This is a genomic window from Streptomyces sp. NPDC059917, assembly GCF_042730635.1.
GTDB lineage: Bacteria > Actinomycetota > Actinomycetes > Streptomycetales > Streptomycetaceae > Streptomyces.
On the sequence record NZ_JBHWLC010000030.1, the window covers coordinates 56212 to 74080 of the forward strand.

17 protein-coding genes are annotated in these 17869 nt (G+C 73.8%); 9 read left to right on the forward strand and 8 right to left on the reverse strand.

Translation table 11 applies throughout. The annotated features are described in order from the left end of the window. Window positions 1-220: 220 nt before the first annotated feature. From otsB to ACFWAR_RS19155, 3 genes are read right to left on the reverse strand one after another with little or no spacing between them, the layout of a single operon-like run. The gene (gene otsB, locus ACFWAR_RS19145) at window positions 221-1078 is read right to left on the reverse strand and encodes a trehalose-phosphatase (protein ID WP_385778585.1); all 858 of its coding nucleotides are present in this window, start codon (window positions 1076-1078) and stop codon (window positions 221-223) included. A 33-nt stretch (window positions 1079-1111) separates the two neighbouring features. After that, window positions 1112-1348, reverse strand: coding sequence for a DUF3263 domain-containing protein (locus ACFWAR_RS19150; RefSeq protein WP_354381239.1), 237 nt, complete (start codon window positions 1346-1348; stop codon window positions 1112-1114). Window positions 1349-1394: 46 nt separating this feature from the next. Then, window positions 1395-2651 (reverse strand): extracellular solute-binding protein, encoded by a 1257-nt coding sequence (locus tag ACFWAR_RS19155; RefSeq protein WP_385778645.1) that lies wholly within the window; start codon window positions 2649-2651, stop codon window positions 1395-1397. A gap of 226 nt (window positions 2652-2877) precedes the next feature. On the opposite strand from ACFWAR_RS19155, the gene ACFWAR_RS19160 reads away from it, so the two are divergent. The 3 genes from ACFWAR_RS19160 to ACFWAR_RS19170 all read left to right on the forward strand — a co-directional run bounded on the left by ACFWAR_RS19160 (window position 2878) and on the right by ACFWAR_RS19170 (window position 6032). Then, window positions 2878-3810, forward strand: a complete 933-nt coding sequence (locus tag ACFWAR_RS19160; RefSeq protein ID WP_385778647.1) for an ROK family protein — start codon at window positions 2878-2880, stop codon at window positions 3808-3810. Beyond that, entirely contained in the window at window positions 3810-4961 is a 1152-nt protein-coding gene (gene nagA / locus ACFWAR_RS19165; protein ID WP_385778587.1) for an N-acetylglucosamine-6-phosphate deacetylase, read from the forward strand. Before ACFWAR_RS19160 ends, nagA begins: the two co-directional genes overlap by 1 nt. Before the next feature lie 138 nt (window positions 4962-5099). Continuing rightward, window positions 5100-6032: a 1-phosphofructokinase family hexose kinase gene (locus tag ACFWAR_RS19170; RefSeq protein ID WP_385778589.1), complete on the forward strand. Its 933-nt coding sequence runs from the start codon at window positions 5100-5102 to the stop codon at window positions 6030-6032. Between the two features lie 19 nt (window positions 6033-6051). On the opposite strand, the gene ACFWAR_RS19175 is transcribed toward ACFWAR_RS19170, so the two are convergent. Further along, complete coding sequence (locus ACFWAR_RS19175) at window positions 6052-7068, reverse strand: CBM35 domain-containing protein (protein ID WP_385778591.1); 1017 nt, start codon at window positions 7066-7068, stop codon at window positions 6052-6054. 79 nt (window positions 7069-7147) lie between these two features. Then, window positions 7148-8857 (reverse strand): diguanylate cyclase CdgB, encoded by a 1710-nt coding sequence (cdgB, locus tag ACFWAR_RS19180; protein ID WP_385778592.1) that lies wholly within the window; start codon window positions 8855-8857, stop codon window positions 7148-7150. A 289-nt stretch (window positions 8858-9146) separates the two neighbouring features. Between cdgB and ACFWAR_RS19185 the strand changes: the two genes are divergently transcribed. After that, window positions 9147-9782 (forward strand): flavin reductase family protein, encoded by a 636-nt coding sequence (locus ACFWAR_RS19185; protein ID WP_385778594.1) that lies wholly within the window; start codon window positions 9147-9149, stop codon window positions 9780-9782. A gap of 30 nt (window positions 9783-9812) precedes the next feature. Here the strand turns inward: ACFWAR_RS19185 and arfB are convergent, their stop codons facing one another. Beyond that, window positions 9813-10238, reverse strand: coding sequence for an alternative ribosome rescue aminoacyl-tRNA hydrolase ArfB (gene arfB, locus ACFWAR_RS19190; protein ID WP_385778596.1), 426 nt, complete (start codon window positions 10236-10238; stop codon window positions 9813-9815). A gap of 204 nt (window positions 10239-10442) precedes the next feature. On the opposite strand from arfB, the gene ACFWAR_RS19195 reads away from it, so the two are divergent. Then, window positions 10443-11018, forward strand: coding sequence for a TerD family protein (locus tag ACFWAR_RS19195; protein ID WP_385778598.1), 576 nt, complete (start codon window positions 10443-10445; stop codon window positions 11016-11018). A gap of 133 nt (window positions 11019-11151) precedes the next feature. Further along, on the forward strand, window positions 11152-11679 hold the full coding sequence (locus tag ACFWAR_RS19200) for a GNAT family N-acetyltransferase (protein WP_385778600.1): 528 nt from the start codon (window positions 11152-11154) through the stop codon (window positions 11677-11679). Here the strand turns inward: ACFWAR_RS19200 and ACFWAR_RS19205 are convergent. Beyond that, a complete protein-coding gene (locus tag ACFWAR_RS19205; RefSeq protein WP_385778602.1) occupies window positions 11663-13093 on the reverse strand; it encodes a M1 family metallopeptidase in 1431 nt (476 codons plus the stop codon). The genes ACFWAR_RS19200 and ACFWAR_RS19205 overlap by 17 nt on opposite strands. 67 nt (window positions 13094-13160) lie before the next feature. Beyond that, on the reverse strand, window positions 13161-13703 hold the full coding sequence (locus tag ACFWAR_RS19210) for a heme-binding protein (protein ID WP_385778604.1): 543 nt from the start codon (window positions 13701-13703) through the stop codon (window positions 13161-13163). Between the two features lie 468 nt (window positions 13704-14171). On the opposite strand from ACFWAR_RS19210, the gene ACFWAR_RS19215 reads away from it, so the two are divergent. The 3 genes from ACFWAR_RS19215 (at window position 14172) to ACFWAR_RS19225 (ending at window position 17769) form a co-directional block, all read left to right on the forward strand. Continuing rightward, window positions 14172-15401, forward strand: coding sequence for a sensor histidine kinase (locus ACFWAR_RS19215; RefSeq protein WP_385778606.1), 1230 nt, complete (start codon window positions 14172-14174; stop codon window positions 15399-15401). Further along, window positions 15398-16057: a response regulator gene (locus tag ACFWAR_RS19220; RefSeq protein WP_385778608.1), complete on the forward strand. Its 660-nt coding sequence runs from the start codon at window positions 15398-15400 to the stop codon at window positions 16055-16057. Before ACFWAR_RS19215 ends, ACFWAR_RS19220 begins: the two co-directional genes overlap by 4 nt. Before the next feature lie 206 nt (window positions 16058-16263). Then, window positions 16264-17769, forward strand: a complete 1506-nt coding sequence (locus ACFWAR_RS19225) for a M4 family metallopeptidase (RefSeq protein ID WP_385778610.1) — start codon at window positions 16264-16266, stop codon at window positions 17767-17769. The last annotated feature ends 100 nt before the right edge of the window (window positions 17770-17869 follow it).

The following is a 17869-nucleotide window of genomic DNA, read 5'->3' on the forward strand; positions in this document are numbered from 1 at the left end:
CCCAGCCCCGCCGGCGTTTGAGGCGCCCCCGGAGGGCCCACGCGCCGCAGACGCCCACACCTCCGCCGCACCCGAACTCGCCTCCGGCGGGCCCTCAAACGCCGGGCGGCTGAATGGTGCCCCCGAGTCGGCCCGATCCGGGCGCGGCCAATCCCAGCCCCGCCAGGGGGCCCCTCCCAGCGGTAGCTGGGGGAGTTTGAGGCGCCCCCGGAGGGGTGGGTCAGAGGGCGGCGGCCAGGGCGGCGAGGAAGGCGGCCACCTGGGGCGGACCCGGGAGGGTCAGGTCGGCTCGGGCGGCCAGCTCGGGGACCTCGGCAGAGCCACTGCACACCAGCAGCCCCGGCACCCCCTCGGCCCGCGCCTTCTCCACTGCGGAGAACGCGGCCAGGTCCCCCAGGTCGTCCCCGGCGTACAGCACCGCCCCGGCCCCGACCTCCGCCAGGTACTCCGTCAGCGCGACCCCCTTGTCCATCCCCGGCGGCCTCAGCTCCAGCACGGCCCGCCCCGGCTCCACCACCAGCCCGTGCCGCGCCGCCAGCTCGCCCAGCGGCTCCCGCAGCGCGTCGAAGGCCGCCGCCGGATCCTCGGCCCGGCGGGTGTGGACCGCCAGCGCGCGCCCCTTCTCCTCGATCCAGGTGCCGCGCCACGCCCCGATGGAGTCCAGGAACCCCGGCAGCTCGGCCCGTACGGCCGCCACCCCGGGGTGTTCGGCGGGGGTGTGGACGATCCCGGTGACCGCGTCCCAGCGCTCGGCCCCGTAGTGCCCGAGCACGACGAGGTGTTCCAGCCCCGGCACCCCCGCGAAGCCCCCGTGGCGGACGGCGACCCCGGCGGGCCGCCCGGTGATCACGGCCACCGAGGCCACCCGCGGCGCGAGCGCGGCCAGCGCGGGCACGGCGTCGGCGTGGGCGCGCGCCTGGTCGGGGTCGGGCACGATCTCGGCGAGCGTGCCGTCGAAGTCGAGGGCGATCACGGAGCGGCGCGGTTCGCGCAGCAGGGCGTCGAGCCCCTCGCGTCCGGCGGCGGTGACGGGCATCGGCAGGCTGTTCATCGGCAGGCTGTGCGGATGGCTCCCCATGCCTACGACCCTAACGGTCCCCCCGGAGGAGGGCTATCGCCGGGCGCGCTGGGCTTCGCGCAGCCTGCGCAGCCGGTTGACGGTGCCGGGCGCGTGGGCGAGCGCGCGCGGGTCGTCCATCAGCGCGTTGAGCAGCTGGTAGTAGCGGACGGGGTGCATGCCGAGCCGCTCCCGTATGGCCCGCTCCTTGGCGCCGGGACCGGGCCAGGTGCGCCCCTCGTACGCGAGCACGGCGGCTTCCGTCTCCGTCAACCGCCCGCCCTCCGTCATACCGCCAGGTTAACTCCGCCCACCGACAGCCACCGCGCGCCCGCGATCAGTGCGAGTCCGCGGCCCGCGCCGTGCGCGCCATCTCCTCCAGCGTCTTGGCGGGCTGTCCGCCCGGCTGGACGGTCTTGCCGATGTTCTGCTTGATGTTCTCGCTCACGCCCGCCCAGGACTTCTTGCCGACCGGGTAGAGCCGCGAGGAGGGCAGCGCCTGGAGGAAGGTCTTGAGCTGGGTCGCGCCCGCTCCGGTGGCCGCCTCCATCGACCGGTAGCCGCTGGTGGTCACCGGCAGCAGGTCGTAGCGGCTGGTGAAGGCGGTCTGGTTGTCGGCCGAGTAGAGGTAGTCGAGGAACTTGCCCGATTCCTTGCGGTGGCCGTTCTTGAAGGCCATGACCCAGTCGGCGACGCCCATGGCGGGCTTCTCCGAGCCGTCGGAGGTCGGCAGCGCGACCATGCCGAACTTGAGGCCCTTCGCCGCGGCCTGCTTGATCAGCGTCGGGTGGCCGTTGAGCATGCCGACCTCGCCGCGCGTGAAGCCGTCGAAGGCGGCCTGGCGGTCCAGCTTCGCCGGTTCGACGGGGCCGGTGAGGCCGCCGCCGACCAGGGTGTCGCGCAGGTACTCGAAGGTCTTGACGTTGTCCGGGGAGTCGAGGGAGTAGGACTCCTCGTTGTCGGTGTAGCCGCCGCCGCCCGCGAGCAGCCAGTTCATGGTCTCGGCCTGGGCCTCCTCGCGGCCGAGCGGCAGCGCGAAGGGGGTGGGGACCTTGGCCGCCTTCAGCTTCTTGGCCGCGGCTTCCAACTCGGACCAGGTCTTGGGCTGCCAGCCCTTGCCGGTGCCCACCGCGCTCGCCGGGATGACGCCCGCGTCGGCGAAGAGCTTCTCGTTGTAGAAGAGCAGCCGGGTGCTGGCCACGAAGGGCATGCCGTACTGGACGCGCTTGACCTTGCCCGCGTCGGCGAGCGGCGCGAGGAAGTCGGCCTCGGTCTGTACGGAGAGCAGCTCGTCGGCGGTGTAGAGCTTGTCGGCGGCGGCGTAGTCCGCGTAGGCGCCGATCTGTGCGACGTCGGGGGCCTTGCCCGCCTTGACCATGTCGGCGACCTTGGCGTCGACCTCGGTCCAGGAGTAGACGTTGACCTCGACCTTGATGCCCGGCTGCTCCTTCTCGAAGCGCTGGGCGAGGTCCTTCCAGTACGTGGCGGAGGAGTTCGCGGGATTGTCCCCGTAGTCGGCCGCCACGACGCGCAGGGTCACCTCGTTGTTCCCGCCGAGGACCTCGGTTCCACAACCGGTCAAGGTCATGCTCATGCACAGTGCGGCGCCGGAGGCCACCAGGCTCAGATAACGGGCTCTCACAGCTCTCGGTCCACTCCGTTGTCGTCCGTCAGATCCACGTAAGGTCTACACCACTTTCGCGGAGTGTCCACAACCGGACGGCACCCGGGGTCCTTCATTTGTATGGCTACTCAACAATCCCTCTCAGTGGACTAGACCTTTCCCCGTCGAGCACGCGAGACTGTCACCTGTGAAACCCGTGAAACACGTCATCGCCCTCGATGTGGGCGGCACCGGGATGAAGGCCGCCCTCGTCGCCGAGGACGGCTCCCTGCTCCACGAGGCGCGCCGCGCTACCGGCCGCGACCGGGGCCCCGACGCCGTCGTCGAGTCGATCCTGGAGTTCGCCGCGGAGCTGCGCGACCTGGGGGTGGAACGGTACGGAGAGACCGCGTCCGCCGCCGGCGTCGCCGTCCCCGGGATCGTCGACGCCGAGAACGGGATCGCCGTCTACGCGACGAACCTGGGCTGGCGCGACGTACCGATGCGCGCCCTGCTCAGCAGACGCCTCGGCGGCGTCCCCGTGGCCCTGGGCCACGACGTGCGCACCGGCGGCCTCGCCGAGGGCCGCATCGGGGCGGGCCGCGGCGCCGACCGCTTCCTCTTCGTCCCGCTCGGCACCGGCATCGCGGGCGCCATCGGCATCGCGGGCCGGATCGAGGCGGGCGCACACGGCTACGCCGGCGAGATCGGCCACATCGTGGTCCGCCCCGGCGGACCCGCCTGCGGCTGCGGCCAGCGCGGCTGCCTGGAGACCCTCGCCTCCGCCTCCGCCGTCACCCGCGCCTGGGCCGCCGCCTCCGGCGACCCCGAAGCGGACGCGGCGGACTGCGCCAAGGCCGTCGCCTCCGGCGACCCGCGCGCCCAGGAGGTCTGGCACGCCGCCGTCGGCGCCCTCGCCGACGGCCTGGTCACCGCCCTCACCCTGCTGGACCCCCGCACGCTGATCATCGGTGGCGGGCTGGCCGAGGCCGGGGAAACCTTGTTCACACCGCTTCGGACGGCCGTCGAGGAACGCGTGACGTTCCAGCGGCTGCCCGAGATCGTTCCGGCTGCCCTCGGGGACACCGCCGGATGCCTGGGCGCGGGTCTGCTCGCCTGGGACCTACTCGCCACGGAGGTACCAGCCTGATGGCCGGAAGCGCACACAGCACCGTTCTCTCCGGCGCCAAGGTGGTGCTGCCCACCGGGACCGTCACGGGCGGCCGCGTCATCGTCGAGGGCGAACGCATCGCGGGCAGCGCCCACGAGGGCGCCGCCGCCGTCGACCTCGCCGGCCACTGGATCGTCCCGGGCTTCGTGGACATGCACAACCACGGCGGCGGCGGTGCCTCCTTCACCTCCGGCACGCCCGAGGAGATCCTCCGGGGCGTGCGCACGCACCGCGAGCACGGCACCACCACGCTGGTCGCCTCGACCGTCACCGGCGACCTCGACGAGCTGGCCCGGCGGGCCGCGCTGCTCGCCGAGCTGACCCAGCAGGGCGAGATCGCGGGCATCCACTTCGAGGGCCCCTTCATCAACCCCTGCCGCAAGGGCGCGCACAAGGAGGACCTGCTGCGCGACCCGGACCCGGCCGAGGTACGCAAGCTGATGGACGCCGCGCACGGCGCGGCCCGGATGTTCACCCTGGCGACCGAGCTGCCGGGCGGGCTGGACTCCGTACGCCTGCTGGCCGAGCACGGGGTGATCGCGGCGATCGGGCACACCGACTCCACCTACGACCAGACCCGCGAGGCCATCGACGCCGGCGCCACGGTCGCCACCCACCTCTACAACGCGATGCCCGGCCTGGAGCACCGCGCGCCCGGCCCCATCGCGGCGCTGCTGGAGGACGAGCGGATCACCGTCGAGCTGATCAACGACGGCACCCACCTGCACCCGGCGATGCTGGAGCTGGCCTTCCACCACGCGGGCGCGCACCGCGTGGCGCTGATCACCGACGCGATGGACGCGGCGGGCTTCGGCGACGGCACCTACCACCTCGGTCCGCTGGAGGTCGAGGTCAAGGACGGCGTGGCCCGGCTCGTGGAGGGCGGCTCCATCGCGGGCTCGACGCTGACCCTGGACACCGCCTTCAAGCGGTCGGTGACCGTGGACCGGCTGCCGGTCGAATCCGTGGTCCAGGCGATCTCGGCCAACCCGGCCCGCCTGCTGGGCATGTACGACCGGGTCGGCTCGCTGGAGCCCGGCAAGTACGCCGACCTCGTCGTCCTCGACGCGGACTTCGACGTCAAGGGCGTCATGCGGCACGGCGAATGGATCATCGACCCGCGCGCGTGAGCACGCGGCGCACCGGCGCGGACGGCGGCTGACGGCCCGCCAACCGGCTGCAACGGCACGGCGGTCGGCCAGGGGGACTGGGCCGACCGCCTTCTCTTTGGCATGATCCCGGCAGACCGAGACCCGGGGGTCCGCCACATGATCGTCACCGTCACGCTCAACACCGCACTCGACGTCACCTACCGGGTGCCGCGGATGCTGCCGCACGCCTCGCACCGGGTGTCCGACGTCATCGAACGCCCCGGCGGCAAGGGCCTCAACGTGGCCCGGGTGCTCGCCGCCCTCGGCCACGCCGTCACCGCCACCGGTTTCGCGGGCGGACCGGCGGGCGAGGCGGTCCGCGCGGGCCTGGCCGCCCACGCGCCCGGGGTCCTCGACGCGCTGCTGCCCTGCGCGGGTCCCACCCGCCGCACGCTGGCCGTGGCCGACGCGGCGAGCGGCGACACCACCCAGTTCAACGAACCCGGCCCGCTGATCACGGCGCCGGAATGGGCCGCCTTCCTGGAGCGCTACGACGCCCTCGTGGGGTCCGGCGCGCAGGCCGTGGCCCTGTGCGGGAGCCTGCCGCCCGGCGTCCCCGTCGGCGCCTACGCGCTCCTCGTGCGCAGGGCCCGCGCGGCCGGCGTCCCGGTGCTCCTCGACACCGGCGGCGAGGCCCTGCGCCGCGGGATCGCCGCCCGGCCCGACATGATCAAGCCGAACTCCACCGAACTCGCCGAGCTGACCGGCTCCCGCGACCCGCTCCCCGCCACCCGCGACGCCCGCCGCCGCGGCGCGCACGCGGTGATCACCTCGCTGGGCCCGGCCGGCCTGCTCGCCGCCACGCCCCAGGGCAGCTGGCGCGCCGCCCCGCCCCGCGCGCTGTCCGGCAACCCCACCGGAGCCGGGGACTCCGCCGTCGCGGGCCTGCTGTCGGCCCTGGCCGAGGGGCTGGACTGGCCCGCCCGCCTCGCCCGCGCGGTCGCCCTCTCGGCGGCCACCGTGCACTCCCCGGTGGCGGGAGAGTTCGACCCCCGCACCTACGAGGAGGTACGGGGGTCGGTCAGCGTCACGCGGGAGCCCGGTCAGTGACCGGGCCCGACGGCCGGCGTCAGCCGTTCTCCAGCCACAGCTGGTCGATGACGACGTCGCACTGGTTGCCCGTCTCGCAGGAGATCTTGACGGTGTTCGCGCCCGCCTTGAGCTCGACCAGCGAGTAGGTGTTGGTCCAGCCCTTGTCCCACTCGCCGGGCTTCGCGTTCGCCCAGTTCTTCATGTTGATCGGGCGGCTCTGCGCCTCGCCGTTGACCGTCAGCGTGGTGCTGCCGTCCTTGCCGGGCACCCCGTACGTCATCTTCAGCTTGTACGAACCGGCCTTGGGCACGTCCAGCGACCAGGTCAGCGACGCACCGGGCTTGTTGAAGCCGCCCGCGTACTGACCGGTGCTCGACTTGGCGCCCGGGATGGAGTTCTGCACGAGCGCACCGCCCGCGAGGGCGAAGCCGGAGCCCGTCGCGTCCGCCTTCGGCAGGTTCGCGGCCGGCGGGGCCGACGGCGAACCGCTCGGCGCCGGCGAGGACGGCTGCTGGGACTGCGACTGGGTCGGGCCGGTCGGCTTGCCGTCCGCCTTCTCCTTGTCCTTGTCCCCGTCGCCGCCGAACATCACGGCCGCGCCGATGCCGATGGCGACGGCCGCGACCACCGCGACGGCGGCGATCAGCATGCCGCGGCGACTGGAGCCGCCGCCGCCCTGCGCCGGGCCGGGCCGACCGCCCTGGTACTGCGGGGGCTGCTGCTGCGGCGGTACGCCGTAGCCGCCCGCCTGGAGCGTCTCCGGGGCCTGGTACTGCGCCTGGTAGGGGGGCTGGGCGGGGGGACCCTGCTGGTAGGGAACCTGCCCGCGCTGGCCGCCGTACGTCCGGTCGCCGACCGTGCGCACCTGGTTGTAGGAGGTCCTGGGGACACCCGGCTGCGCGCCACCGGCGGGGCCGGGGTAGCCGTATCCACCACCCTGTCCGGGCGGTGTGGCTCCGGCTGCCTGCCCGTCCTCGTAGAGGTAGCCGAACGGATCGTCGTCCTCGGGCTTGTTCGCCCCACCGTGCGAGCCGTTGTTCGCGGGCGTCGTCATCGCAGGTCACTCCTTTCGACCCACGGGAGCCTACCTCGAACAGGCGCGCCCCAGGTGTGACGGCACCCGGCGGACGGCCTCAGCCGGCCCTGCGGTGGGCCTTGGAGCGGGACCGCTTCTCGATGTACATCCGCTGGTCGGCGGAGCGCAGCACCTCGTCCGCGGACATTCCGCAGCTGGCCCAGCCGATCCCGAAACTCGCCCCCACCCGGACCGCCCGACCGTCCACCCGGATCGGCGGGATGATCGCGTTGCGCAGCCGCACGGCGAGGTCCGCGGCGTCCGCGGCGCCGAGCCCGTCGGCCAGCACCACGAACTCGTCGCCGCCCAGTCGGGCCACGGTGTCACCGTCCCTGACCCCGGTCGTCAGCCGCCGGGCCACCTCGATGAGCACCGCGTCGCCGGTGTGGTGCCCGAACCGGTCGTTGATCGACTTGAAGCCGTCGAGGTCGCAGAAGAGGACGGCGAGCCCCTTGGTGCCGTCGTCGACCTCCGTCTCGGGCGCCACCGTGTGCACGTGGTGGTCGTACGGTCCCGGTCCCCCCGCACCACCGGGGCCCCCGGCCTGCCCGGGCACGCCGGGGAACTCGAAGGCGTCGGGCCCGGCGTCGGGGGGAAAGCCGTGCTCACCGGCACCACCCGCCCCGTCCCGACCGTCGCGCCCCTCGAAGGCCGCGTCCAGCGCCTCCACCGCCGTCGCCCGCACCGACTGGGGCCGACGGCACAGCCGCGCGCCGAGCCGGGCCCGCAGCTCCGCGCTGTTGGGCAGCCCGGTCAGCGCGTCGTGGCTGGCCCGGTGCGCGAGCTGGAGCTCGTGCCGCTTGCGTTCCTCGATGTCCTCGACGTGGGTCAGCAGGAAGCGCGGCCCGTCGGCCGCGTCCGCCACCACGGAGTTGCGCAGCGACACCCACACGTACGTCCCGTCGCGCCGCCCCAGCCGCAGCTCGGCCCGGCCGCCCTCGGCGGAGGTCCGCAGCAGGGTGCCGATGTCCTCGGGGTGCACGAGGTCGGAGAAGGAGTAGCGGCGCAGGACGGAGGCCGGTCGGCCGAGCAGCCGGCACAGCGCGTCATTGGTGCGCAGCAGCCGCCCGTGCTGGTCGCCGCCCATCTCGGCGATGGCCATGCCGCTGGGCGCGTACTCGAAGGCCTGGCGGAACGACTCCTCGCTGGCCCGCAGCGCCTGCTGCTCGCGTTCGAGCCGGACCAGGGCCCGCTGCATGTTCGCGCGCAGCCGCGCATTGCTGATCGCAATCGCCGCTTGGAAGGCGTACATCTGGAGCGCTTCGCGTCCCCAGGCGCCGGGGCGGCGTCCGTTGCGCGGCCTGTCCACCGAAATGACGCCCAGCAGTTCCCCGGCGGACGCGTACATGGGGGCATAGAGCCGGTCCTCGGGGTGCCACTCGTCCTCGAAGCGCGGATCGGGGCCCTCGGTGTGCCACTGGGGGACGTCGTCCTCGATCAGGACCCAGCCCTCGGTGTGCGGGATGAAGCGCAGCCCGTCCCAGTTCTCACCCATCGTCAGACGGCGGTCCCAGGAGGCGCGGGAGCCCACGCGGCCGGTGATGAGGGCCTCCGCGGCGGGGTCGCCCGCGAAGGCGGCGACGACGAGATCACCGTCGGGGCGTACGAGGTTGACACAGGCGAGTTCGTAACCGAGCCCCACGACGATGCCGTCCACGACCGTCTGCAAGGTGTCCGCGAGGCTACGGGCCGTATTCAGCTCGGCGACCACCCTGTGCAGCTGCCGCAGGGTCGCAAGACGGACGTACGGCTCCGACTCGGTCTCCATCGTTCGCTCTCCCCGAGACCTCGACAGCAACTCCAGGTTTGTCATCGGCGTTTCGTTGCGGTGTCCCGCCCACTGAATCACAGTGAGCTGTGCCGCAGGTACACAGGGTCAACAAATCTTGCCCTCTGTGACTCAAGTCACATGAGATGGATAATGAGGCCCTTGCCACCTGGGAGCGCTCCCCTACATTCCCGCGAGCAAACGATACGCCGGGCGCCGGGAAGAGCGTGGGAAGTCGAGCCGCGAAGACCTAGGCCGCGGGTCGCGGAGCGCCTGGGACCACGGCCCGATGTGGCGGGCGCGGCGCGGGACTAGCGTTCCCGGTGTGCTGAAGACGAGACCCGCGATACCCCTGATCCCCGCCGTGCGCCCCGCGCCCCCGGCCACCCCTCATGCTGAGGGAGTGAGCAACGACGAGTTCCGGGAAGCCATGTCCCGGCTGGCAGCGGGCGTGGTGCTGGTCACCGCACGCGAGGAACCCCTGTCCGCGGACGGCCCCGACGGCGAGGACGTCGGCATGACGGCGACCGCCTTCATGTCGGTCTCGCTGGACCCGCCGCTGGTCCTGGTGAGCCTGCGCGAGGGCTCCCGGATGGACGACCTGCTGGCCGAGCAGCCGCTGTGGGGGGTCTCGGTGCTCGCCGAGGGCCAGCGCCACGTGGCGGGCCGCTTCGCGATGAAGGGCCGGATCAGCGACCGGCTGCTCTTCGAGGACCTGCCCCGCACCCGGGGCCCGGCCAGCGGCGCCCTGCTGATGGGCGGCGCGCTGGCCACCTTGGAGTGCCGGACCGAGAGCCGCGTCGAGGCGGGCGACCACACCCTCGTCGTCGGGCGGGTGCTGAGCGCCGCCCTCCCGCCCCTGCCGCCGTCCGAAGGCGGGCCCCTCACCTACTTCCGGGGACGCTACCGCCAGCTGGGGGCGTAGCCGCGCGCCCGTGGCGCACGGTCCGCGCGCTCACCAGTCCCGGCCGGTGCGGCCGCGCTTGGTCTCGGCCCGCGCCTTCTTCTCGCGCAGCCGGCGCTCGTTGATCCCGCGCGGGATCTTCGTCGCCCGGCGCGGCTTCGGCGGCGGCGCCGTCGCCTCCGCCAGCAGCGCGGCCAGTCGGACCAGCGCCATCTCCCGGTTGCGCAGCTGCGAGCGGTGCTCGGAGGCCCGTACGGTCACCACCCCGTCCACCAGGCGGGAGGCGAGCCGCTCCAGCGCCCGCGCCCGCCACACCTCGGGCAGCGCCTTGGTGGCGCCGACGTCGAAGAGCAGCTCCACCCGGGAGTCGGAGGTGTTGACGTGCTGCCCCCCGGGCCCCGAGGAGCGCGAGAAGCGCCAGGCGAGCTCGGCCTCGGGCAGCACGACCGAACCGCGGATGACGTAGGGACCAGGCATGCCCCTATGATCCGACGCCGTCGGCCCCCGCGTCACCCTCATTTCGTACGGGCCCCGGCCCGCGCTCCCCGCTTTTGTCCCCGGGGCTGGAACCTCTGCACCCCCTCCCCGCGTTATGTCAGTCAGCGGTAACGTCACCAAGGCGTCAGAGGACGTCGCACGGCGTCGCAGGGCGCCGGCAGCACAGAGGAAAGGGACATCCCCATGGCTGTAAGCCTGTCCAAGGGCGGCAACGTCTCGCTCAGCAAGGAGGCTCCCGGCCTCGCCGCCGTCACGATCGGCCTCGGCTGGGACGTCCGTACCACGACCGGTGTCGACTTCGACCTCGACGCGTCGGCGATCGCGGTGAACGCGACGGGCAAGGTCGTCTCCGACGGCCACTTCGTCTTCTTCAACAACAAGTCCACCCCGGACCAGACCATCGTGCACACCGGTGACAACCGCACCGGTGAGGGCTCCGGCGACGACGAGTCCATCAACGTCAACCTGGCGGGCCTGCCGGCCGACGTGGACAAGATCGTCTTCCCGGTCTCCATCTACGACGCCGACGCCCGCAGCCAGAACTTCGGCCAGGTCCGCAACGCGTACATCCGCGTCGTGAACCAGGCCGGCGGCGCCGAGATCGCCCGCTACGACCTCTCCGAGGACGCCGCCACCGAGACCGCCATGGTCTTCGGCGAGCTCTACCGCAACGGTGCGGAGTGGAAGTTCCGCGCGGTCGGCCAGGGCTACGCCTCCGGTCTGACCGGCATCGCCCGGGACTTCGGCGTCAACATCTAGGCACGCCGCCGGACCACGACGCAGGTCGTGCTCGGGACCCGTCCGTCCCGTCGTCCCGCCGAAGCCCCCGTGCCCGTCCGCACGGGGGCTTCGGCGCACCCGCGCACCGGGCCCCGGTTGCTACGGTCACCGGGTGATCATCGAACCCCTCGTCCCCGTCGACGGCGCCCTGCCCGGCCCGGTCCTCACCGAGGTCGCCGCCCTCTACGCGACGAACCGCGCCTTCTTCGAGCTCAGCGGGGACTTCCCCGACCCGGCGCGGATCACCGTCGAACAGGTCGCGGCCGCGCTCGCCGACGAGCTCGCCCACGACGGCTCCCAGGTGCTGCTGGCCCGCTCGGCGGGCCGCCTCGTCGGCCTGGCCGCCACCCTCGACCACCACCCCGACCCGGCCTCCGGCGACCCGGACCCCTGGATCGGCCTGCTGCTGATCGACGCGACCGCCCACCGCGCGGGGTACGGACGTACGCTCGCCACCCTCGTCGAGGACCGCTTCCGCGCCGCCGGGCGCGAAGGCCTGCGGCTGGCCGTCCTCGACGACAACGCGGCGGGACTCGCCTTCTGGACCGACCGGGGCTACACCGAACTGCGGCGGGCCCCGGACCTCGAACACGGCCGCCCCTGCACGGTCATGCGCAAGCCGCTCACCGCCCGTCGCTGACCTTCGGCCTGTCCTTCCCGTACAACCACACGTCCCAGACCGCGCGCAGGTCGTGCCCGGTCGACTTCTCGGCGTAGGCCGTGAAATCGCGCGTACCGGCGTTCCCGTGCCGGTGTTCGGCCGCCCAGCCGCGCACCAGCGCGAAGAAGGCCGGGTCCCCGACCTCCTGGCGGATCCGGTGCAGGACCATCGCGCCCCGGTAGTACACGGGGTCGTCGGAGATGTGCTCGGGCCCCGGCGGCTCGGCCGGCGGGAACTCCCCCCACGGCCGGTCGGCGTCGGGGTCGACGTGCGTGTCGCCCTCCAGGAACGCGGTGAACCGGTCCTGCGCGCTCGGCCCGCCGTGGTCCTCCGACCACAGCCACTCGGCGTAGGTCGCGAAGCCCTCGTTGAGCCACATGTCCTTCCACGCCTTGGGCGACACGGAGTTGCCGAACCACTGGTGGGCCAGCTCGTGCAGGACGAGCAGCTCGCTCGGCGCACCGGCGAACACCGGCCGGGTCTGCGTCTCCAGCGCGTAGCCGAGGGCGCCGCGCCGCTCGACGATCGCCCCGGTCGTGCTGAAGGGGTACGGCCCGAAGCGCCCGCTGCCCCACTCCACCATCTCGGGCAGCCGGGCGAGCGGGCCCGCGCTGGCGGCCGCCTCCTGCGGCACGACGGCGTCGTACACGGGGATCCCCGACGGCGTCTTCCCCGTCGTGATCGTGTACTTGCCGATCGCGGCCACCGCCAGGTAGCTCGCCATCGGCTCGGCGCCGTGCCACGCGAAGACCGTCCGCCCGGCGCCGTCGTCCGTCCGGGAGCGCAGCTCCCCGTTGGACACCGCCTCGTACCCCTGCGGAACGGTGAGCGTGATGTCGTACGTCGCCTTGTCGCTCGGGTGGTGGTTGCCCGGGAACCAGGCCATCGAGCCGACCGGCTCGCCCACCCCCACCGCGCCGTCGTCCGTGGGGATCCAGCCCTCCTTGGAGTCGTCCACGTCGTGGATCACCTTGGGGGTGCCGGAGTAGCTCACCTGCGTGCGGAAGACCTCGCCCTTCACCAGCTCCTCGGCGGGACGCACCGTCAGCTCGTTGCCCGTCCGGTTGAAGCGGGCGCCGGCGCCCTCGACGGTGACGCCCTTCACGTCGAGCCCGGCGAGGTCGAGGTTGAAGGAGCTGAGCCCCTGGGTGGCGCGGGCCGTGATGACGGCCGTCCCCGTCAGGTGCCGCTGACGGGGTTCGTAGCCGATCTGGAGCGCGTAGTGCTGGACGTCGTAACCGCCGTTGCCCGCCTTCGGGAAGAGCGGGTCGCGCAGTCCGGACGCCCCCGGCTTCCCCTGCACCGGACCGCCCGTACACCCGGTGAGCAGCACGAGGAGCAGGGCGAGGCCGGTCGCGACGGCGGGGGCGGGGAGCGGGGCGCGGTGATCCACGCTCCGATAGTAGGGGTGTCCTACATATCGGGACTTGCGCGGCGGGCGCGCGGTGCCCCCGGCTCCGCTACTTGGTGAGGGAGTCCGCGCCCGCCTTGGCGAACTTCTCGTCCAGGTCACCGCTCGGCGCGCCGGCCACGCCGATGCCCGCGACCGGGGCGCCCTTGGCCTGGACCGGGGTGCCGCCGCCGAGGAAGAGGGTGCCGGGGATGTCCTTGAGGTTCGGGGTCTGGGCGAGGCGGCCCGCGAGGACGGAGGTCGGGGCGTTCCAGGACACGGCGGTGTACGCCTTGCGCTGCGCCGACTCGTAGGACTGCGGGCCGGCGCCGTCGCCGCGCAGGGTCACGATGGTGTTGCCGTTGCGGTCGACCACCGCGACCGTCACCTTCTGGTTCTCCTTCTCGGCCGCCTGGAGCGCGGCCTGGGCGGCGCGGGTGGCGGCGTCGATCGTGAGGTGGGTCGAGGTGGTGAAGTTCTTGTCGTCGGCCTTCTTCGCCGTGGCCGCGGCGGGGGCGGCGTCCGCCGCGCTGGCGCTGACGGCTCCGAAGGTGCCGGCACCGAGGGCGAGGGCGAGGGCGGCACCGGTGAGGACACGGGTACGGGTGTTCATGGCTGCTCCTGGGGTTACCGGGGGCCTGCTGGCCCGGGTTTCGGCTACCCCCCGATCGTGTCCCGGCGCCCCACCCCACCGGATCCCCGCACCGGCTCCCCCGCACGGCCGCTCCGGTTGACCCGGGGGTCAACCGATCGGCCGATGCGAAGCCCGCCCGGAGGGGCCACGGTTGTCTAGCCCCGCCGAGCCCATCCCAGCCCGCCGGGCCGGATTTCAGCCCCCCTGGCGATTAAGGCGCAGGTCCGGGGGCCTCCGGCGGGCCCTCAAACGCCGGGCGGGCTGAACTCCAGCCCCGCCGGCGTTTGAGGCGCGGGTCCGGGCGGAGCCCGGAATCCAGCCCCGCCGGCGATTGAGGCGCGGGGCCGGGTGGAGCCCGCCGGCGATTGAGGCGCGGCACCGGTCTCGACCAGGCACGATGGACGGGACGCCCGCCCACCACCCACTCCGGAGGAGGAAGAAGACCCCGTGACCCCGCCCCCACCCAGCCGCACCCTCACCACCGTCGTCCACGCCGCCTTCTTCCTCCTCCTCGGCTCCTCCGTGGCCCGCTTCCTCCTGCGCCACCCCGGCGAACCCCGCACCCCGTGGATCATCGCCCTGAGCATCACCCTGGCCCTGCTCTACGTCCTCGGCCCGACCACGGCCAAGGCCACCGCCAGGGCAACGGCCACCGGCGGGGCCACCCCCACCCCCCGCCACCTCACCTGGCTCGCCCTGGTCGTCACCACCTGGGTGGTCCTCGTCGTCCTCGCCCCCAGCTTCGCCTGGTGCGCCGTCCCGCTCTTCTACACCGCCCTGCGCACCCTCCCGCCCCGCGCCGCCGTCGTCCTCGTCGCCCTGCTCACCGCCTTCGTGGTCGCCGCCCAGCTCAAGCTCGCCACCGCCTTCGACCCGAACCTGCTGCTGGCACCGCCCGCCGTCGCCGCCCTCGCGACCGCCGTGTTCGTCCACATGGAGCGCCAGACCCAGGCCCAGCGCACCCTCATCGACGACCTCATCCGCACCCGCCGGGAACTGGCCGCCACCGAACGCCGCGAAGGCACCCTCGCCGAGCGCCAGCGCCTGTCGATGGAGATCCACGACACCCTCGCCCAGAACCTCTCCAGCCAGCAGATGCTGCTCCAGGCCGCCGAGCGGACCTGGGACGCGGACCCGGCCACCGCCCGGGCGCACGTCCGTACCGCCACCGGCATCGCCGCCCGCGGCCTCGCCGAGGCGCGCCGCCTGGTGCACGACCTGGCCCCGTCCGAACTCGCCGACGGCGTCCCCCTCACCGAGGCGCTCCGCGGCCTGGACGCCGGCCCCGAGGTCACCGTCCGCTTCCACCTGGAGGGCGCGCCCGTACCGCTCCCGGCCCGCACCCAGTCCGCGCTGCTGCGCATCGCCCAGGGGGCCCTGGCCAACGTCCGCGAGCACTCCGGCGCCCGCACCGCGGCCCTCACCCTCAGCTTCCTCGGCGACCAGGTGGTCCTGGATGTCGCGGACGACGGCCGCGGCTTCCCCGCGCCCGCACCCGCCTCCGCGGCGCCCGCGCCCGGCCGCTCCGACCGGGGCCACGGCCTGCCCGCGATGCGCGCCCGGGTCCGCCAGCTGGGCGGCACGCTGACCGTCGAGTCCACCCCGGCCGAGGGCACGGTCCTCTCCGCCGCGCTCCCCCTGGCCCCCTCCCCCACCGCACTGGAGTCCCCCCGATGACCCCACCGGCACAGCCGACGCCGAAGCCGACGACGATCCTCCTGTGCGACGACCACCTGGTCGTCCGGGCGGGCCTGCTCGCCCTGCTCGGCAGCGAGCCGGACATCGAGGTGGTCGGCGAGGCCGGCAGCGGCGAGGAGGCGGTGGCGCTGGCCGCCGCGCTGCGCCCCGACGTCGTCCTGATGGACCTCCAGCTCGGCGAGGGCATCGACGGCATCGAGGCCACCCGCCGCATCGCCGCGCTCCCCGGCCCGCCGCCGCCGCACGTGCTGGTGCTGACGACGTACGACACGGACGCCGACATCACCCGCGCCATCGGGGCGGGCGCCACCGGGTACCTGCTCAAGGCCGAGCGCCCCGAGGAGCTCTTCGCGGCCATCCACTCCGCCGCGCAGGGCCGCACCACGCTCTCCCCGCCGGTGGCCAGCCGCGTGATGGCCCACATGCGCGGTACGAAGCCCACCCTGACCGAGCGCGAGCTGGACATCCTGGGCCAGCTCGCCCGGGGCCTGGGCAACCGGGACATCGCCCGCGCCCTGTTCATCAGCGAGGCCACCGTCAAGACCCACCTGGGCCGGATCTACGACAAGCTCGGCGTCGACACGCGCACCGGCGCCGTCTCGGTCGCCAAGGAACAGCGCCTCCTCCCCTCCTGACCGCGCCCGGGCCCGTACCCGTACGCCGCCCGGGCCCGTACCCGTACGCCGCCCGGCCCCCACCCGCCGTAATCCGGACAGTCACGCCCACTCTTCGGACAACCACGCCCCGGCGCCCGTCACATCCCTGTCCCATCCGCACCCTCCGCTGGCACGCTCCGCTCACGCGCCACACCCCGGCCGCCGCCGCCAGCGAAGGAGCCAGAGTGACCCACCCCGCGTCCTCCCCCCGCACCCTCGTCCGACTCGCCACCGCCACCACCGCGGTGCTCGCCGCCACCCTCGCGACCCTCGCCGCCCCGGCGAGCGCGACCCCCGCCGGACCGGCCGGACCCAACGGCCCCGCCGCCACCGCCGAGCGGCTCACCGTCCGCCCCGGCGCCACCACCACCGACGCCGACGGCACCACCCACACCCACTACGACCGGGCCGTCGGCGGGATCCCCGTCCTCGGCGGCGACCTGATCGTCCACCAGCGCCCCGACGGCACCCGCACCACCACCGACAGCACCGCCCCGGCCGCCCTGCGGGCCGCCGCGCTCACCGCGACCACCGCCTTCGCCGCCCCGGCCGCCGCCCCCAGACCCGGCGCCCGCCGGGTCATCTGGGCCGCGACCGACACCCCCGCCCCCGCCTGGGACACCGTCACCCGCACCCCCCGCCCCGACGGCACCCCGAGCGAACTGCACACGGTGACCGACGCCCGCACCGGCGCCGTGCTCGGCTCGTACGACACCGTCCACGCGGGCAGCGGCAACAGCCAGTACGCGGGCGCGGTCCCCCTCGGCACCAACCCGAGCGGCTCCCTCTTCCAGCTCCGCGACCTCCCCCGCGGCGACCAGCGCACCCTCGACGCCCAGAACCAGACCACCGGCGGGATCCTCTTCACCGACGCGGACGACGTCTGGGGCAACGGCAAGCCCACCAACCGCCAGACCGCCGGCGTGGACGTCCACTACGGCACCGCCGTCACCTGGGACTTCTACCGGGCCGTCCTCGGCCGCAACGGCATCCGCGGCGACGGCCGCGGCGTCGTCTCCCGCGTCCACTACGGCACCAACTTCAACAACGCCTTCTGGGACGACTCCTGCGGCTGCGTGAGCTACGGCGACGGCGCGCCCGGCAGCGGGAAGCCGCCCACCTCCCTCGACATCGTCGGCCACGAACTCGCCCACGGCCTGACCTCCGCCACCGCCGGGCTCCTCTACTCCGGCGAAGCGGGCGGCCTCAACGAAGGCACCTCCGACATCCTCGGCACCGCCGGCGAGTTCTTCGCGGAGAACCCCACCGACATCGGCGACTACCTCATCGGCGAACGCGTCTACAAGGGCGCCCTGCGCACCATGGACCGCCCGAGCAGCGACGGCGTCTCCCGCGACTACTGGTCCAGCGACCTCGGCACCCTCAGCCCCGACGTCGCCTCCGGCCCCGCCCGGCACTTCTTCTACCTCCTCTCGGAGGGCAGCGGCCGCAAGGTGATCAACGGGGTCACCTACGACTCCCCCACCTACGACGGCTCGAAGCTGCTCGGCATCGGCCGGGAGAAGGCCGTCCGCGTCTGGTACCGGGCCCTGAGCACCTACATGACCTCGACCACCAACTACTCCCGGGCCCGCACGGCCACCCTCCAGGCCGCCACCGACCTCTACGGCGCCACCAGCCCCGAGCGCGCCGCGGTCGCCGCCACCTGGAACGCCGTCAACGTCCACTGATCCCGACGGGCGGGGCGTGCCTGCCGCCGCCGGGAGCGCCCGCAGGGCCCACGGGCTCCCCGCGAGCGCCCCTGCGGCCGCACGCACCCCCCACCCGTGA

What these genes read in the sequence shown, in the direction of transcription:
- ACFWAR_RS19150 (WP_354381239.1), bottom strand. Translation starts at nt 1,348, where the DNA reads ATGACGGAGGGCGGGCGGTTGACGGAGACGGAAGCCGCCGTGCTCGCG.
- ACFWAR_RS19220 (WP_385778608.1), top strand. Translation starts at nt 15,398, where the DNA reads ATGACCCCACCGGCACAGCCGACGCCGAAGCCGACGACGATCCTCCTG.
- ACFWAR_RS19195 (WP_385778598.1), top strand. Translation starts at nt 10,443, where the DNA reads ATGGCTGTAAGCCTGTCCAAGGGCGGCAACGTCTCGCTCAGCAAGGAG.
- ACFWAR_RS19170 (WP_385778589.1), top strand. Translation starts at nt 5,100, where the DNA reads ATGATCGTCACCGTCACGCTCAACACCGCACTCGACGTCACCTACCGG.
- ACFWAR_RS19175 (WP_385778591.1), bottom strand. Translation starts at nt 7,068, where the DNA reads ATGACGACGCCCGCGAACAACGGCTCGCACGGTGGGGCGAACAAGCCC.
- cdgB (WP_385778592.1), bottom strand. Translation starts at nt 8,857, where the DNA reads ATGGAGACCGAGTCGGAGCCGTACGTCCGTCTTGCGACCCTGCGGCAG.
- ACFWAR_RS19185 (WP_385778594.1), top strand. Translation starts at nt 9,147, where the DNA reads ATGTGGCGGGCGCGGCGCGGGACTAGCGTTCCCGGTGTGCTGAAGACG.
- nagA (WP_385778587.1), top strand. Translation starts at nt 3,810, where the DNA reads ATGGCCGGAAGCGCACACAGCACCGTTCTCTCCGGCGCCAAGGTGGTG.
- otsB (WP_385778585.1), bottom strand. Translation starts at nt 1,078, where the DNA reads ATGGGGAGCCATCCGCACAGCCTGCCGATGAACAGCCTGCCGATGCCC.
- ACFWAR_RS19210 (WP_385778604.1), bottom strand. Translation starts at nt 13,703, where the DNA reads ATGAACACCCGTACCCGTGTCCTCACCGGTGCCGCCCTCGCCCTCGCC.
- ACFWAR_RS19155 (WP_385778645.1), bottom strand. Translation starts at nt 2,651, where the DNA reads ATGAGCATGACCTTGACCGGTTGTGGAACCGAGGTCCTCGGCGGGAAC.
- arfB (WP_385778596.1), bottom strand. Translation starts at nt 10,238, where the DNA reads ATGCCTGGTCCCTACGTCATCCGCGGTTCGGTCGTGCTGCCCGAGGCC.